Annotated in this window: 14 protein-coding genes; 10 read left to right on the plus strand and 4 right to left on the minus strand. The window is 64.7% G+C overall.

Annotated features, from left to right (window positions below; all coding sequences use genetic code 11):
- The first annotated feature begins 4 nt into the window (after positions 1–4).
- The 4 genes from QBK88_RS14890 to QBK88_RS14905 all read left to right on the plus strand — a co-directional run bounded on the left by QBK88_RS14890 (position 5) and on the right by QBK88_RS14905 (position 5,406).
- Complete coding sequence (locus tag QBK88_RS14890) at positions 5–760, plus strand: IclR family transcriptional regulator (RefSeq protein ID WP_277962588.1); 756 nt, start codon at positions 5–7, stop codon at positions 758–760.
- 145 nt (positions 761–905) lie between these two features.
- The gene (locus QBK88_RS14895; RefSeq protein WP_277962589.1) at positions 906–1,811 is read left to right on the plus strand and encodes a LysR family transcriptional regulator; all 906 of its coding nucleotides are present in this window, start codon (positions 906–908) and stop codon (positions 1,809–1,811) included.
- Between the two features lie 364 nt (positions 1,812–2,175).
- The gene (locus QBK88_RS14900) at positions 2,176–2,940 is read left to right on the plus strand and encodes a glucose 1-dehydrogenase (protein WP_277962590.1); all 765 of its coding nucleotides are present in this window, start codon (positions 2,176–2,178) and stop codon (positions 2,938–2,940) included.
- Between the two features lie 108 nt (positions 2,941–3,048).
- On the plus strand, positions 3,049–5,406 hold the full coding sequence (locus QBK88_RS14905) for a membrane-bound PQQ-dependent dehydrogenase, glucose/quinate/shikimate family (RefSeq protein WP_277962591.1): 2,358 nt from the start codon (positions 3,049–3,051) through the stop codon (positions 5,404–5,406).
- A gap of 15 nt (positions 5,407–5,421) precedes the next feature.
- On the opposite strand, the gene uraH is transcribed toward QBK88_RS14905, so the two are convergent.
- Positions 5,422–5,820 (minus strand): hydroxyisourate hydrolase, encoded by a 399-nt coding sequence (uraH, locus tag QBK88_RS14910; protein WP_277962592.1) that lies wholly within the window; start codon positions 5,818–5,820, stop codon positions 5,422–5,424.
- A gap of 16 nt (positions 5,821–5,836) precedes the next feature.
- Complete coding sequence (locus QBK88_RS14915) at positions 5,837–6,304, minus strand: heme-binding protein (RefSeq protein ID WP_277962593.1); 468 nt, start codon at positions 6,302–6,304, stop codon at positions 5,837–5,839.
- A gap of 135 nt (positions 6,305–6,439) precedes the next feature.
- Between QBK88_RS14915 and QBK88_RS14920 the strand changes: the two genes are divergently transcribed.
- The gene (locus QBK88_RS14920) at positions 6,440–7,114 is read left to right on the plus strand and encodes a heavy metal response regulator transcription factor (RefSeq protein WP_277962594.1); all 675 of its coding nucleotides are present in this window, start codon (positions 6,440–6,442) and stop codon (positions 7,112–7,114) included.
- The gene (locus tag QBK88_RS14925; RefSeq protein ID WP_277962595.1) at positions 7,107–8,516 is read left to right on the plus strand and encodes a heavy metal sensor histidine kinase; all 1,410 of its coding nucleotides are present in this window, start codon (positions 7,107–7,109) and stop codon (positions 8,514–8,516) included. The genes QBK88_RS14920 and QBK88_RS14925 overlap by 8 nt, the downstream gene beginning before the upstream one ends.
- Positions 8,517–8,560: 44 nt before the next feature.
- On the opposite strand, the gene QBK88_RS14930 is transcribed toward QBK88_RS14925, so the two are convergent.
- Positions 8,561–9,799, minus strand: coding sequence for an MFS transporter (locus QBK88_RS14930; protein WP_277962596.1), 1,239 nt, complete (start codon positions 9,797–9,799; stop codon positions 8,561–8,563).
- Positions 9,800–10,009: 210 nt separating this feature from the next.
- Between QBK88_RS14930 and QBK88_RS14935 the strand changes: the two genes are divergently transcribed.
- A complete protein-coding gene (locus QBK88_RS14935; RefSeq protein ID WP_277962597.1) occupies positions 10,010–10,390 on the plus strand; it encodes a hypothetical protein in 381 nt (126 codons plus the stop codon).
- A 95-nt stretch (positions 10,391–10,485) separates the two neighbouring features.
- On the opposite strand, the gene QBK88_RS14940 is transcribed toward QBK88_RS14935, so the two are convergent.
- Positions 10,486–10,848: a hypothetical protein gene (locus tag QBK88_RS14940; protein ID WP_277962598.1), complete on the minus strand. Its 363-nt coding sequence runs from the start codon at positions 10,846–10,848 to the stop codon at positions 10,486–10,488.
- Positions 10,849–11,290: 442 nt separating this feature from the next.
- On the opposite strand from QBK88_RS14940, the gene QBK88_RS14945 reads away from it, so the two are divergent.
- From QBK88_RS14945 to QBK88_RS14955, 3 genes are all read left to right on the plus strand, one after another.
- Positions 11,291–12,247, plus strand: a complete 957-nt coding sequence (locus QBK88_RS14945; RefSeq protein WP_277962640.1) for a nucleoside-specific channel-forming protein Tsx — start codon at positions 11,291–11,293, stop codon at positions 12,245–12,247.
- 34 nt (positions 12,248–12,281) lie between these two features.
- Complete coding sequence (locus tag QBK88_RS14950) at positions 12,282–12,695, plus strand: cytidine deaminase (RefSeq protein ID WP_268142974.1); 414 nt, start codon at positions 12,282–12,284, stop codon at positions 12,693–12,695.
- Positions 12,696–12,761: 66 nt separating this feature from the next.
- Entirely contained in the window at positions 12,762–14,027 is a 1,266-nt protein-coding gene (locus QBK88_RS14955; RefSeq protein WP_277962599.1) for a NupC/NupG family nucleoside CNT transporter, read from the plus strand.
- Positions 14,028–14,044 lie beyond the last annotated feature (17 nt).

Raw genomic sequence — 14,044 nt, forward strand, 5'->3', positions numbered from 1 at the left:
GTCAATGACCAACTCTGATTGTGATCGTGGTGGCGTGCAGGTCATCGCTCGGGCGGCGGCCATTCTGCGCAGCCTGGAAAATGAACCGGCGGGCTTGAGCCTGGGGGCCATCGCCAAGAAAAGCGGCTTGCCGCGCTCCACCGTGCAGCGTCTGGTGGACGCGCTGGCGCACGAGGAACTGCTGGAAGTGCATGGCCGGGGCGGCGTGTGCCTGGGGCCGGCGTTCATGCGCCTGGCGTCCCACAGCCACGTGGACATTACCCAGAAAGCCAGGCCTTACCTGGAAGAGTTGTCGCGCGTCACCGGCGAAACGGCCGTGCTGATGGGGGCCAGTGGTTCAGAACTGATGATTCTGCACTCGGTGGTGTCCCCCCATGCGTTGCGGGTGTCACCGGTGGCGGGCAACTTCCTGAATATCCACGCCACCGCGGGTGGCAAGGTGCTGCTGGCGGCGATGGACGACAGTGCGGTGGCCCGCATGCTGGGTACCGAACTCTTGCCGCTGACGGCCAAGACAGCGACGATCGAGCAATTGCGCAAGCAGCTGGAGGATATCCGCCAAGGTGGCTTCGCCTCCGATTTCGATGAGCACACCATTGGTGTCGGTGCCCTCGCCATCGGCTTGCAGACCCCCCAAGGCCATTACGCCATTGATGTGGTGGGGCCGGTGTGGCGCATGGAGCAGGACATCGACGGCATCAAGGCAGCGCTGCGCGCGTGCCGTGATGACTTGCTGGATGCCATGCGCAGCATCGCTTGAGGTCAATGCAGCCAGCGGTGGGGAACCGCCCATTGCTGAGCGCTGCATGAAGCTTCATTGAGCAATACTCAGTAATTCCGGGTTTCAGCAGCGGTAGACTTGGCCATGCCCTCACTGTCTGCACCGCCCCCGTAAGGAACCCGCCATGCAATTAAGCCGCGCCAACCTGGCGGACTTCGTGTATTTCCTGGCCATCGCGCGTCATCGGAGCTTCAGCCGCGCCAGCCAGGACGTCGGCATCAGTGCGTCCGCCCTGAGCCATGCCATCAAGGGGCTGGAGGCGCGGATCGGTGTCCGCCTGTTGAACCGCACCACGCGCAGCGTGACGCTGACGGCCGCGGGTGAGGAGTTGCAGAAGGTGATCAGCGCGCCCATGCAGAAGATGGATCGGGCCATGGACGTGCTCAACCGTTATCGGGATGAGCCCACGGGGCGTATCCGCTTGAACATGCTCAGCGACGCCGCGGACCTGTTGCTAGGGCCGGTGTTGCCGGTGTTCAACGATCGCTACCCGGAAATACAGATCGACCTGACCGCCACCAACCTGATCGTTGATGTCATCGGTACCGGCCACGATGCGGGTATCCGCTATGGCGGCACCGTTCCCGAGGACATGATTGCCCAGCGCCTTTCTCCGGACATCCGTTGGGTCGTGGTGGCCGCGGCGCAGTACCTTGAACGTTTCGGCGTACCGGCGCACCCGAACGACCTGCATCGCCATCGTTGCCTGCGGATTCGGTTGGGCAATGGCAACCTGTACGACTGGGAGTTCGAAAAAGACGGCGAAGAGATCGCGATCGCGGTGCCCGGCTTGATCACCATCGACGAAACCCGCGCCGGCCTGTCCCTGGTGCGGCAAGGGGCTGGCCTGATGTATGCCCCTGAACCCGCCGTGGCACCACTGCTGCAGGGCGGCGACGTGGTCACGGTGCTGGATGACTGGGCGAGCGTCGCCCCTGGTTTTCACCTGTACTACTCAAGCCATCGGCAGCTGCCCATGGGGCTGCGCTTGCTGATCGACCTGATTCGGGAATTGCGGCCGATGGGCTGAGGGGCAAATGCGCCGAGCCGTCACCGAGCGGCCTGGTAAAGCGGTGCGGTATGCCTGATAGACCACGGTGCTTCGTTCGCCAGCCAGCTGTGCTCCCACCCCCTGACACTGCGCGGTGCCTGTGACGCGGCCGGGTCCGCTACGGCCAAAAGCACATGAGGCATTGAGCGCTGCTCATCGATCAGCACCGTAGCCCGGCGGGCAGGGATTGTTGAGTGCTGCTCATCAGAACATCCAGGGTTTGCCCCGTATTCGTGCGTTGGCGCATTGATTAGGGTGGCCTCACTCATCGTGCACGCTCAGCCTCGCCTGTGGGCTGCGCGCAACGCCTTCATCCCATCCCCCTTGAACCGAGGAACCATCCATGAGCTTTTCATTCGTGAACCACGTCGCCCTGGTCACCGGCGGTGCATCGGGCATCGGCCTGGCGACTGCCAGGGCCTTCGCCCAGGCAGGCGCGTCGGTCGCCGTGGCGGACGTCAACGCCCAGGCGGCTCGCGCTGTCGCCGCGGCGTTGGTCGAGGCCGGCCATCAGGCCATCGGTATCGGCTGCGATGTGGCCGACGTCGACCAGGTTGAGGCGATGGTCAACGAGACGGTTGCCACCTTCGGCCGCCTGGACGCGGCGTTCAACAACGCTGGCATTCAGAACCTGCTGGCGGAAGTGGCGGATGCGACCGCCGAGGACTATGACCGGGTGATGTCGGTCAACCTGCGCGGCGTATGGAGCTGCATGAAGTTCGAGTTGCAACACATGCGTCGCCAAGGCAGTGGCGCCATCGTCAACTGCTCGTCGCTGGGTGGCCTGGTGGGCGGCGCAGAGCGTGCCAATTACCATGCGGCCAAGCACGGCGTGCTGGGCCTGACCAAGAGCGCGGCACTGGAAAACGCCGCCCGCAATATCCGCGTCAACGCGGTGTGCCCGGGGCTTATCTGGACGCCAATGGCCGATCAGATGGTAGCGGCGGGGCAAGGCGAGGCCCTGGAAGGCATGACCAGGGCCGTACCCATGGGCCGCCATGGCAAGCCCGAGGAAATCGCCGATGCCGTGCTATGGCTCAGCAGCACCTGCGCCAGCTACGTCACCGGCCAGTCCATTTCGGTGGATGGCGGTTTCGTCATGCGCTGATGCGCGACCCGACGACGCGATGCCCCGCAGCGCACGCAAGGCTGCGTCCCGGGCGCCGCACAGCGACCGGTGCACCGCTTTCATCCATCGCTTAAGGAACAGAGCCTCATGCCAGAATCCGTCACCTCCACGGCCCGCCACCTGCTGACGGTTGCCCTGGGCATTGTCATCGGGCTGGGCGGCCTGTTCATGCTCGCCGGCGGCAGCTACCTCATCACGCTGGGGGGCTCCTGGTACTTCGCCCTGGCCGGGCTTGGCATGAGCCTCAGTGGTGTTCTGTTGACACGCCAACGCCTTGTGGGCGCGCTCATTTACCTGGGCGTGTTCGTCGCGTCCCTGGCCTGGTCCGTATGGGAGGCCGGCCTGAAGTTCTGGCCGTTGTTTTCCCGGCTGTTCGCACTCGGCGTGCTGGCCATGCTGGTGCTGCTGGCAATGCCACGGTTACGCAGCGGCGCACGTGCGTTTCCCCCAGCCCTGGCCTACAGCGGTGCTGCCGTGGTGGCCGTGGGGCTGGCACTGACGTTCCATGCTGCTTTGCAACCTCAACCGATCCAGACCGCCGAAGGGGCGCCGGCACCTGTGCCTGGCAATGCCGTGGGTGTTGTCGAGCCCGCCAGTGACTGGCGCTACTTCGGTCACACGCCGTCGGGCACCCGCCACGCCGTGCTGGGCTCGATCACCCCGCAGAACGTCGCTGGGCTCAAGCCTGCCTGGACCTACCGTACCGGTGAAATTCCGTCGGGCAGCCAGGGCCATGTGGTGACCCCGTTGCATGTGGACGGCGTGCTCTATGGTTGCACCCAATCGAGCCAACTGTTCGCCCTGAATGCTGACACGGGCAAGGAAATCTGGCACCACGACCCCAAGGCCCAGGCCAATAGCGTCTACCCGCGCTGCCGAGGGGTGGGTTACTACCAGACGCCACCGGAGGCCGGGAGCGCCGCCTGTTCGCCACGCATCATTGCCACTACCGTGGATGCGCGCCTGGTGGCAGTGGACGCCAAGACCGGTGAAGCGTGCCAGGGCTTCGGGGAGCAGGGTAGCGTGAGTCTGCGCCCGCGCATGGGCAGCCCTGATCAGGACCTGTACTTCCCTACCGCCGCACCGACCGTGGTGCGCAACCTGGTAGTGGTTGGCGGCCTGGTCTGGGATAACCAGAAAACCGGGGAGCCTTCCGGCGTGGTGCGGGCGTTTGATGCGCGTACCGGTGCCCTGGCCTGGGCCTGGGACCTGGGCAACCCGACGATCACCCGCAAGCCGCCGCCAGGGCAGAGCTACACGCCGGGCACCCCCAACGTCTGGTCAACGCCGGCATTCGACGACGCCCTGGGCCTGATCTACTTGCCCACCGGTAATGCCACGCCGGATTTCTGGGGCGGCGAGCGCTCCGAGGCGGATGATCGTTATTCCTCTTCCATTGTCGCCCTGGACATTGCCACGGGCCGCGAGCGCTGGCACTTCCAGACCGTGCACCACGACCGCTGGGACTATGACGTGCCGTCGCAACCGGCGCTGTATGACGTGCCGGACGGGCACGGCGGGACGCTGCCCGCGTTGATCCAGACCACCAAGCGCGGGCAGATATTCATGCTCGACCGGCGCACCGGCACGCCCATCGCCCAGGTCGAGGAGCGCCCGGTACCCCAGGGTGGCGTAGCCGACGACCGCAGCTCGGCGACCCAGCCGTATTCGGTGGGCATGCCCGCGCTCGGCACCGAGCCGCTGAGCGAAAAACGCATGTGGGGCCTGACACCGCTGGACCAGCTGGTTTGCCGCATCGATTTTCGCAGGGCGCGCTACGAGGGTGAATTCACGCCCCCCAGCGAGCGCCTGACCCTGCAGTACCCCAGTTGGCTGGGCGGGATGAACTGGGGCTCGGTCTCCATTGCCGAGAACCTGGGCTACCTCATCGTCAACGACACCCGCGTGGCCATCTGGAACCGCATGATTGCGCGCGCAGCCTACGATGAGAAAACCCTGAGTGGCGGCGGCCACGAAGGCAATGCACCACAGGCGGGCACGCCGTGGGGGATCGAGCAGGGTCGCTTCCTGTCGCCGCTGGGCATCCCGTGCCAGCAACCGCCGTACGGCACTATCAGCGCCATCGACCTGGCAACGCGCACCGTCACCTGGTCAACCCCCCTGGGGACCACCGAGCAGACGGGTCCGCTGGGTATTGCCACGCACCTGCCGATGCCCATCGGCATGCCTACCCGGGGCGGCCCCATCACCACCTCAAGCGGCCTGGTGTTCATCGCCGCGTCCCAGGACTTCTACCTTCGCGCACTGGACGTGCGCACGGGCAAGGAGCTGTGGAAGGGGCGTTTGCCGGTGGGGGCCGAAGCCACGCCAATGACCTACGTATCACCCAGGACCGGGCGGCAGTACGTGGTGATCAGCGCGGGCGGCAACTCGGCGACCACGCAGAAGGGCGATTATGTGGTGGCGTACAGCCTGCCCCGGTAGCCATGGGCGGCGGGCTTACGACCCGCGGTAGGTGCTGAAGCCATAGGGGCTGAGCAACAGCGGGATGTGGTAATGCTGGTCGGTATTGCTGACCTTGAAGATCACCGGGATCTCTGGAAAGAATGTCTCGTGCCCAACACGCTGGTAGTAGTCCCCGGTCTTGAACACGACGCGGTATTCGCCCTGTTCGAAGGCGTGGCCTGCGGGGAACAGCTCGCCGATCCGGCCCTGCTCATTGGTGGTGCCATGGGCCAGCATCTGCCAGTTCTGGCCCACATGCTGCTCCAGGGTTACTTCAACACCAGCGGAGGGTACGCCGGTTTCCAGGTTCAGCACATGCACGCTCAAGGGGTTGGCCGCCATGGCCATGCTCGACAGAGCGCCAAGGCCCAGGGCCAGGAGGGTCTTTTTCATTTTCACGGGTACTCCTTCAAGGGTGAGTGGCCAGGCCCAGGGCACTGGCCGCGGTAGTTGCGCATTGCTCGTCCTGTTGGGCGCCACCGGCACCCGCCACGCCCAGGGCGCCAACCAGTTGCGCGCCTTCGAACAGCGGAATGCCGCCGCCCAGCAACAGCAATTCGCCCAGGGTGTTGAGGTTGGCGGCGTCCGGGTTATTGCGCGCCCGCTCGGCGAACAGCCGGGTCGGGGTCTTGGTGGACAGCGCGGTGTAAGCCTTGCGCCTTGCGGCGTCGGCGTTGTGCGGGCCTACGCCGTCGGCGCGCTGGGCCAGGATCGGGTTGCCGCCACGGTCCAGTACGCTGATGGCGGCCTGGCAGGGTGCGGCGTCCACCAGGCGGCGGGCGCTGGCCAGGTCCAGTTCCGGGTGCTGCGGCAGAGCAGCCTGGGCCTGCAGGGCGGTGAGCGCCGCAGCGCACAGCAGCAGGGGTTTTAGCGGCATGGGAGGGCTCCTTTGGCAAGTGGCGCCACCTTAACCAGCGCCTGCGCACAGAACCCCGTCAGGCTGATTACAATTTTGTAATGGGCAAGCGCTTCGTACAGGCCTAGCCTATGCGCAGCTCAAACGAGGTGCGTGATGCATTTGCTGGTAGTGGAAGACGAAGCCAAGACGGCGCAATTTCTGGCCAAGGGCCTGGTTGAATCCGGGTTCAGCGTGGACGTGGCGCTCAACGGCCTGGACGGGCGGCATTTCATCGAGGAGCAGGCCTATGACCTGGTCATCCTCGATGTGATGTTGCCAGGCCTCAATGGTTGGCAGTTGCTCAAGTTGATTCGCCAGCGCGGCGACACCCCGGTGTTGTTCCTGACGGCCAAGGATGCCCTGGAAGACCGTGTGCGCGGTCTGGACCTGGGCGCCGATGATTACCTGGTCAAGCCGTTTGCGTTCGTGGAGCTGCTGGCGCGGGTACGAACCCTGCTGCGTCGCGGCCCGGCACGGGAAATCGAGGTGTACCGCATCGCCGACCTGGAGCTGGATGTACTGCGCCGTCGGGTCAGCCGCGGTGGCCAGCGCATTGCCTTGACCAACAAGGAGTTCGCGCTGCTGCACTTGTTGGCCAGCCGCCGCGGCGAGGTGTTGTCACGTACCCTGATCGCGTCTCAGGTGTGGAACCTCAACTTCGATAGCGACACCAACATGGTTGAGGTCGCCGTGCGCCGCCTGCGCGCGAAGGTCGATGACCCTTACCTGCCCAAGCTCATCCATACGGTGCGTGGCGTTGGCTATCAGCTGGAAGCCGCCGATGAGTGAGCCGGCACGCGGGCCGTCGTTGGCGTGGCGGCTGGCGACGGCGTTCGCCCTGGTGTGCGCACTGGTGCTCGGGGTAGCGGGCATTTTTCTCTACCGCAGCCTGGAAAGCGAACTGATCTACCGCGACGATCAGGCGTTGCTCGGGCGGCTGGAGCAGGTAAGGGCCCTTATCCAGGACAGTGACAGTCTCGATGCATTGCAGCAGCGGCCCCGGCTTTACCAGAACATGCTGGCCAACCAGGAGAGCCTGCTGCTGGTCAACCGTGCCGACGGTACCCCGGTGATCACCATCAACCCCTGGCAGCAGGCATTGCCGCCGCTGACGCCGATCGCCGAGCAGCGCAGCGCCCAGGCCAGCGACATCCAGCGCTGGCCCACGCTGATGCTGCTGGCCGGCGCCACCCAAGGCCCGCGGGGCGAGGCCCTGACGGTAGTGGTTGGCAAGCGCCTGGCCGAGCGCGAGGCCATGCTGGCCAGCTATCGACTGCGGGTATACCTGGCTGTCGGGCTGGGAGGCTTGCTGGCGTTTGCCCTGGGGTTGCTGCTGTTGCGTCGGGCACTGTGGCCGCTTCGGCACATGACCGAAACGGTGGCGGGCATCGACCTGCGCAGCCTGGGCCGCCGCCTGCAACTGCAAGCCATCCCGCGCGAGCTGCACGAGCCGGTGCAGGCCCTCAACGGCATGCTGGCACGCCTGGACGAGAGTTTTCAGCGCCTGTCGCAATTCTCCGCCGACCTGGCCCATGAGATCCGCACCCCCTTGCATAACCTGCTGGGCAGCAACGGCCTGGCCTTGAATCAGCCGCGCAGCAGCGCTGAGTATCAGGAACTGCTGGCCTCCAACCTCGAAGAGTTCGAGCGCCTGAACCGGATGGTCGAAAACCTGCTGTTCCTGGCCCGTGCCGACCACGGCGAACGCCTGTTGAACAGGCAGCTCATCGAGTTGCACGACCTGGGTGAAGACCTGTGCGCCTATTTCGAAGCGCTGGCCGAAGACCGCGGGCTGCAATTGCAGAACCAGTTGCAGGGCAGCCTGCACGCGGATCTGCAGCTCGTGCAAAGGGCTCTGGCCAACCTGTTGGCCAATGCCGTGCGCCATGCCGCCGCGGGCAGCACCGTCATCCTCGGTGCAGCGCGCGGCCGGTTGTTCGTGAGCAACGAGGGCGAGCCCATTGGCGCGGCTCACGTGGGCAAACTGTTCGACCGGTTCTATCGGGTAGACCCGTCGCGCGCCGCGCCGGGTGACTCCGGTGGCCTTGGCCTGGCGATCGTGCGTTCGATCATGCACCTGCATGGCGGAACCGTTGATGTCAGCAGCGACGAGCACGCAACGGTCTTCAGCCTGGTGTTCGACACCGACGCGCCACGCAGCGGGCCCGGCCGCGCCCCAGGCGCCGCGTAGGGCCAGGCGCCCCGCCGAATGCCGAAGCGGCCTTGTGGCTGCCGCTACACACCCGGGGCCTGGTGTGCCGGCAGGCTCTTTTGCGTAGCCAGGCCCAGTAGCAGGGTCAAGCCGATTGCGGCGGCCAGGAGCGCTGTCACGCCCGGCCAGGCTGAATGCGCCCAGGCAATCCCGCCGCCCCAGCCCAACAGGGCGCCCCCTGCGTAGAAGGCCATGAAATACAGCGTCGAAGCCTGGGATTTGCCCGTGTGGGCATGGCGAGACACCGCCCCGTTCGCCACCGAGTGCGTCGCGAAATAGCCGACGGTAAACAGAATCAACCCCGCAAGAACGATCGCCAGGTAGGGCGCCAGCATCAGCACCGCCCCGGCCGCGCACAGCCCCAGCGACCCTATCGTCACCCGTTTCGAGCCGTGCTGGTCGGCGAGTTTGCCGGCCAGGGTCGACGCGTAGATGCCGGCCAGGTAGGTCAGGAACAGTGAGCCCGCGAGAGTGGGGCTCAGGTTGAAGGGGGCTTGGGTCAGCCGAAAGCCCAGGAAGTTGTAGACCATCACCAGGCTGCCCATCATGAAGAAACCTGTGACGTAGGCGCGCTGCAAGGCTCGATTCCCCACATGCCGACGATACGTTGCCAGCAGCGGTTTCAAACCAGTGCGCTGCGCCACGAAATGGCGCGAGCGCGGTAGCAGGTAGCTGAACAGCAGGGCCGAGACCACGCCCACCGCGCCGGTGGCGATCAGGCTGGCGCGCCAGCCCCAGGCGTCTGCCACGCAACCGGCCAGCACCCGGCCGAACATGCCGCCGATGGCAGCACCGCTCACGTAGACACCGGCCGCGTAGCCGGAGTCGGACAACGCGATCTCCTCGGCGATATACGCCATGGCTATCGCCGGCACCCCGCTGAAAGCAGCGCCTTGCAGGGCGCGGTAAAACAGAAAGGTATTCCAGCTATCAGCCGTTGCCGAAATGACGCAGACCACGCCAGACGTCAGCAAGGACGCCACCAGCACCTTCTTGCGGCCCACACGCTCGGACACCAGGCTGGCGAATGGCATCAGCAGGCCGAGGATACCGATGTTGACCGACAGGGACAGACTGGCCTGGGCAGGGGTAATGGAAAACGCTTGGGTGAACAGCGGCATCAGCGGTTGCACGCAGTTCATCAGCGCAAAGGTCGACACGCCTGCCAACGTCATGCAGATGGCGATGGCTCGGAACGCCGCGCTGCCGCGGGTGACTTTATCCAGTGTGGCGGTTGCAGCAGAAGGGGACTCGGCATTCATCCGGTTGTATTCCGTTAGGGGGCAGGGTGCGGGCTGTCAGGGTGTGCGGTGCCTGGCCAGTGGCAACGATACCATGGGGGCCGAGGAAGTCCTGCAAGGGGCGCGCCACGGTGACGGGTTTGCGCCCCCACGCAATTTTGTAGAATAGTCCGTTCACACCTACTGCCAGGCCGCGCTGGCCAGGCTTGAAGCTGCAAGGGAGGGACACCATTGAAAGCCCGCAAGATCGTTCAACTGCACACGAGCGCCGCAGCCACAGCCGTGCTGGTTGCGCTATGTGATGACGGCTCCGTCTGGCAACGAAGCGTCGACGCCCCCGAGGCACCCTGGGCCAGGCTGCCGGGGATCCCCGCTGATACCGAGGCCGATACCGCCACGCCCAAACCGGCGAACACCGGGCAGCGCTGGGACGCAGAGCATGATGAGTACGTGGTAGACCTCTGGGTCCACGAAAAAAAACTGTGCGCTGAAATAGCCCAATTGATGCAGCGCACCGAAGGCGCCATCCTTGCCCGCCTGGCTCACCTGCACGTTTTTCCGGACCGTGACGCGGCGCGTGAAGCCGACAAGGCGCGCCGGGCCGAGCGTTGACAAGGGGCATTGCAGGGTTTGATGTATGTGCAGGAGGGGCTTGCGCGGCCTGAAGGGCTCGCTGGCAAGCAGCTCCTGCAGTGGGCCAAGGCTACTCAGGAACCGCTGCCGGAACTGCCACTCGAGCTCGGTGCGCTGGGTGCGCTGGGGTTGGCGCTGGAGCCTGCGCCCGACGGCGTCTTGTTGCCTGGGCTGGAGTTGCCGCCGCTGCCTGCCTCGCCACCGGAGCCGGGAAGGGCGGTGCCGTTGGTGTTGGCGCCGTTGGAGCCGGTAGGTGCCGACGGGCTGTCGGACGGCGATGCCGAGCCGCCCATGCCGGCGCCGCTGGACGAACCACCCATGCTGCTGCCGCCCGCCGCACCGCCCGCGCTACCGGCGCTGGTGGCAGCCATCAGGGGCATGGACAGGGCGCAGGTCAGCCCGGCCATTACGATCGCATAGCTCAGTTTCTTGTTCATGTTGAAAGCCTCGTCATTATTGTTCACAGAGGAAGTAAAACGCTGGCGTTTGTTCCAATGCCTCCTGGACTGTGACTCATGGCGGCCCAGGGGAATTTTAAAAATCTGCGCGCAGGGCGATGAACGGCGCGCTGGCCCGCGTGGGTGAGCGCTGGCCTGTGCGCCAAGACGGCGCAACGGGCTTGTACCGTGCGCTCCAAAGCAGACCAATCGGTAAAAACAGCACGCCGGTTTTTTCATAGCTCACTGATTTCAAAGTCTTTGTCTCGCTGGCACACATCCTGCTATCGCAGATCGGCTGACCCTGAAGGCGGGTACCCCTTTGGACGGCGTGGCCGACATCGATGCCGTGCGGCGCCCGGATGGCGCGCGTTCGCGGCTCGGTACAACTTTCTGCATGGAGTATGGAGAGGTGGTTGTGAAGCAATGTTCTTCCCGTCGCATGGTGTGCCTTTCGCAACGCATTCTACCCCGGTTGCTGCCCGTGGCAGGCCTGACCCTGGCGGTCAGTCTCCCCGGTTGGGCGGCCACGGGGCCCTCGGTGGGTGCTAACCCGCTGCCCCTCGATACCACCGCGCCGCCGTCCGCCGCGTCGGCTGACGGCGCGCCCTCCTCGGATACGCCCTGGTTCAATCAGGACCTGACCCTGATCGGCAGCAAAGACATCAGTTTCGGCCCCAGGCCCTCGGACGATATCTACCTGGAGTACGAGTACTACGGCCGCAAGGGCCCTTATGAACTGTACGGCTACATCGATGCCCCCAAGGTGCTGGGCATCGGCAACAGCCACGACAGCGGCGAATGGGATAAAGGCTCGCCCGTGTTCATGGAGCACGAGCCGCGCATTTCCATCGACGAACTCACGGGGCACACGCTGGCGTTCGGGCCGTTCAAAGAGTTCTACCTGGCCTTCGACTGGATCTACGACATGGGCCATACCAAAGCCGACAGGGCCAACACCCTGTACAGCGGTTTCGGTACGGACATCAAGACCGGCACCCCCGTGATCCTGTCGGCCAACCTGTACGCGCGACGGCAATGGGAAAACTATGGTGCCGCCAACGAGAACTCCTGGGACGGCTACCGGGCGCAACTGAAGTACATCCTGCCGTTGAAGCATTTCGACAACGGTGCCTCGCTGACCTATATCGGCTTCACCAACCATGACTTCGGCTCGGACCTGCACGACCAGGCGGGGCCATCGCGTACCGCCAACGCCACCGTGGCGACCAACGTCATCCTCTACAACTACAAGCATGTGCGGCTGATGACGGCCGGGCGCTATTTCCACAACGGCGGCCAATGGAAGGACGGCACCGAACTGAACTTCGGTGACGGCAATTTCAACGCCCGCTCCACGGGCTGGGGTTATTACTTCGGCATCGGTTACCAGTTCTGACCCCTTCCTTTTCCTCCCTTTCAGGTCGACTTTCATGAACGAAAACGCAGCCAGCGCGCACGCGCCATTGATCAGTGAAGCCCGCGAGGCAGCCACCCGCGCTTACTCGCCGTACTCGCGCTTTCCCGTGGGGGCGGCGTTGTTGACCGACACCGGGGAGATCGTTCGCGGGTGCAACGTGGAGAATATTTCCTACGGTTTGACCAACTGTGCCGAGCGCAGCGCGCTGTTCAGCGCCATCAGCCAGGGCAAGGCGCCGCGCAGTTTCAAGGCCATGGCCATCTACGCGCCCAACGTGGAACTGATCAGCCCTTGTGGCGCTTGCCGCCAAGTGCTGCTGGAACTCATGGCGCCCGATTGCGTGGTGATCTGCCAGGGCAGTGACCCGCGGGCAACGCGCCATTGGACCCTGGAGCAGTTGTTGCCCGGTGCGTTCAACTCATTCTGAGGCCCTGAAACCCGTCGGCCCCTGGCTGGCGGGCCCTTGCGTGCTGCGTGTCATCGGAGGTTTCACATGATCAGTCTGCTCGGCATCATGGCGATCATCGTCATGGCCCTGGCGTTATCCACCCAGCGCTGCGCTATCAATCGGCGCACCGTGATCGCGGCTTTTGTGCTGCAGGTGGCCATCGGCGCTTTTGCCCTTTATGTACCGTGGGGCCAGGAAGCCCTTGGCGGCCTGGCCGGGGGGGTATCGAGCCTGCAGGTGTATGCCAACAAGGGTATCGATTTCCTCTACGGCGGCCTCAGCTCGGCGCAGATGTTCACCGTGTTCGGCAGCGGTGGTTTTGTGTTTGCCATTCGCGTACTGCCAGTGATCGTGTTTTTTGGCAGCTTTATCTCGGTGCTTTACTACATAGGCGTCATGGGCTGGGTCATTCGCCTGGTCGGTGGGGCGCTGCGGGTGTTGCTGCGCACCAGCCGCGTGGAGTCCATGGCGGTGACCTCGGCGGTGTTCATCGGCCAGTCCGAGGTGCCGCTGGTGGTGCGGCCGTTCATTGCCCACATGACCCGTTCCGAGTTGTTCGCGATCATGGTCGGCGGTTTCGCCGCGGTGGCCGGCTCCGTGCTGCTGGGCTATGCCGGCCTGGGCGTGGACCTCAAGTACCTGATCGCTGCCTGCTTCATGTCGGCGCCTGGCAGCCTGCTGATGGCCAAGCTGATGGAGCCGGAAACCGAACAGCCCCAGGACCGCCAGATGCTCGAAGCGCTGGACAATGGCGAAGGCAAACCGGCAAACATTGTCGATGCTGCGTCCGAGGGCGCTCAGGTGGGCTTGCGCATCGCCATGTCGGTGGGGGCGATGCTGGTGGCGTTCGTGGCCCTGATTGCCATGGTCAATGGCTTGCTCGGGTGGGCCGGCCACTGGTTCGGTTACCCGCAACTGACCTTGCAACTGATCCTGGGCTATGTGCTGTCGCCGATCGCCTTTCTGATCGGGGTGCCGTGGAACGAGGCAGTGCTGGCGGGCGGCTTCATCGGCCAGAAATTGGTACTCAATGAATTTGTCGCCTATGCCGACCTTTCCAACTACCTCGTCGCCGACAAGGCCAGTGCCGCGGGTGTACCGCTGTTGTCGGCCCATACCCAGGTGATCGTCACCTTTGCCCTGTGCGGTTTCGCCAACCTGTCTTCCATCGCCATCCAGTTGGCGGGCTTGAGCGGCATTGCGCCGCAGCGGCGCCCGTTGTTGGCGCGCCTTGGCATGCGGGCCATGATCGGCGGCACATTGTCGAACCTGATGAGTGCGGCGATCGTCGGCTTTTTCATCTCCCTGTGAGGCTTACTCCGGAGGTA

Source organism: Pseudomonas sp. RIT-To-2 (genome assembly GCF_029623465.1).
GTDB classification, from domain to species: domain Bacteria; phylum Pseudomonadota; class Gammaproteobacteria; order Pseudomonadales; family Pseudomonadaceae; genus Aquipseudomonas; species Aquipseudomonas silvicola.

Bases quoted from the DNA above. Each gene is read 5' to 3' on its own strand.
- QBK88_RS14890 (WP_277962588.1), top strand. From the start codon at position 5: ATGACCAACTCTGATTGTGATCGTGGTGGCGTGCAGGTCATCGCTCGG.
- QBK88_RS14895 (WP_277962589.1), top strand. From the start codon at position 906: ATGCAATTAAGCCGCGCCAACCTGGCGGACTTCGTGTATTTCCTGGCC.
- QBK88_RS14900 (WP_277962590.1), top strand. From the start codon at position 2,176: ATGAGCTTTTCATTCGTGAACCACGTCGCCCTGGTCACCGGCGGTGCA.
- QBK88_RS14905 (WP_277962591.1), top strand. From the start codon at position 3,049: ATGCCAGAATCCGTCACCTCCACGGCCCGCCACCTGCTGACGGTTGCC.
- uraH (WP_277962592.1), bottom strand. From the start codon at position 5,820: ATGAAAAAGACCCTCCTGGCCCTGGGCCTTGGCGCTCTGTCGAGCATG.
- QBK88_RS14915 (WP_277962593.1), bottom strand. From the start codon at position 6,304: ATGCCGCTAAAACCCCTGCTGCTGTGCGCTGCGGCGCTCACCGCCCTG.
- QBK88_RS14920 (WP_277962594.1), top strand. From the start codon at position 6,440: ATGCATTTGCTGGTAGTGGAAGACGAAGCCAAGACGGCGCAATTTCTG.
- QBK88_RS14925 (WP_277962595.1), top strand. From the start codon at position 7,107: ATGAGTGAGCCGGCACGCGGGCCGTCGTTGGCGTGGCGGCTGGCGACG.
- QBK88_RS14930 (WP_277962596.1), bottom strand. From the start codon at position 9,799: ATGAATGCCGAGTCCCCTTCTGCTGCAACCGCCACACTGGATAAAGTC.
- QBK88_RS14940 (WP_277962598.1), bottom strand. From the start codon at position 10,848: ATGAACAAGAAACTGAGCTATGCGATCGTAATGGCCGGGCTGACCTGC.
- QBK88_RS14945 (WP_277962640.1), top strand. From the start codon at position 11,291: ATGGTGTGCCTTTCGCAACGCATTCTACCCCGGTTGCTGCCCGTGGCA.
- QBK88_RS14950 (WP_268142974.1), top strand. From the start codon at position 12,282: ATGAACGAAAACGCAGCCAGCGCGCACGCGCCATTGATCAGTGAAGCC.
- QBK88_RS14955 (WP_277962599.1), top strand. From the start codon at position 12,762: ATGATCAGTCTGCTCGGCATCATGGCGATCATCGTCATGGCCCTGGCG.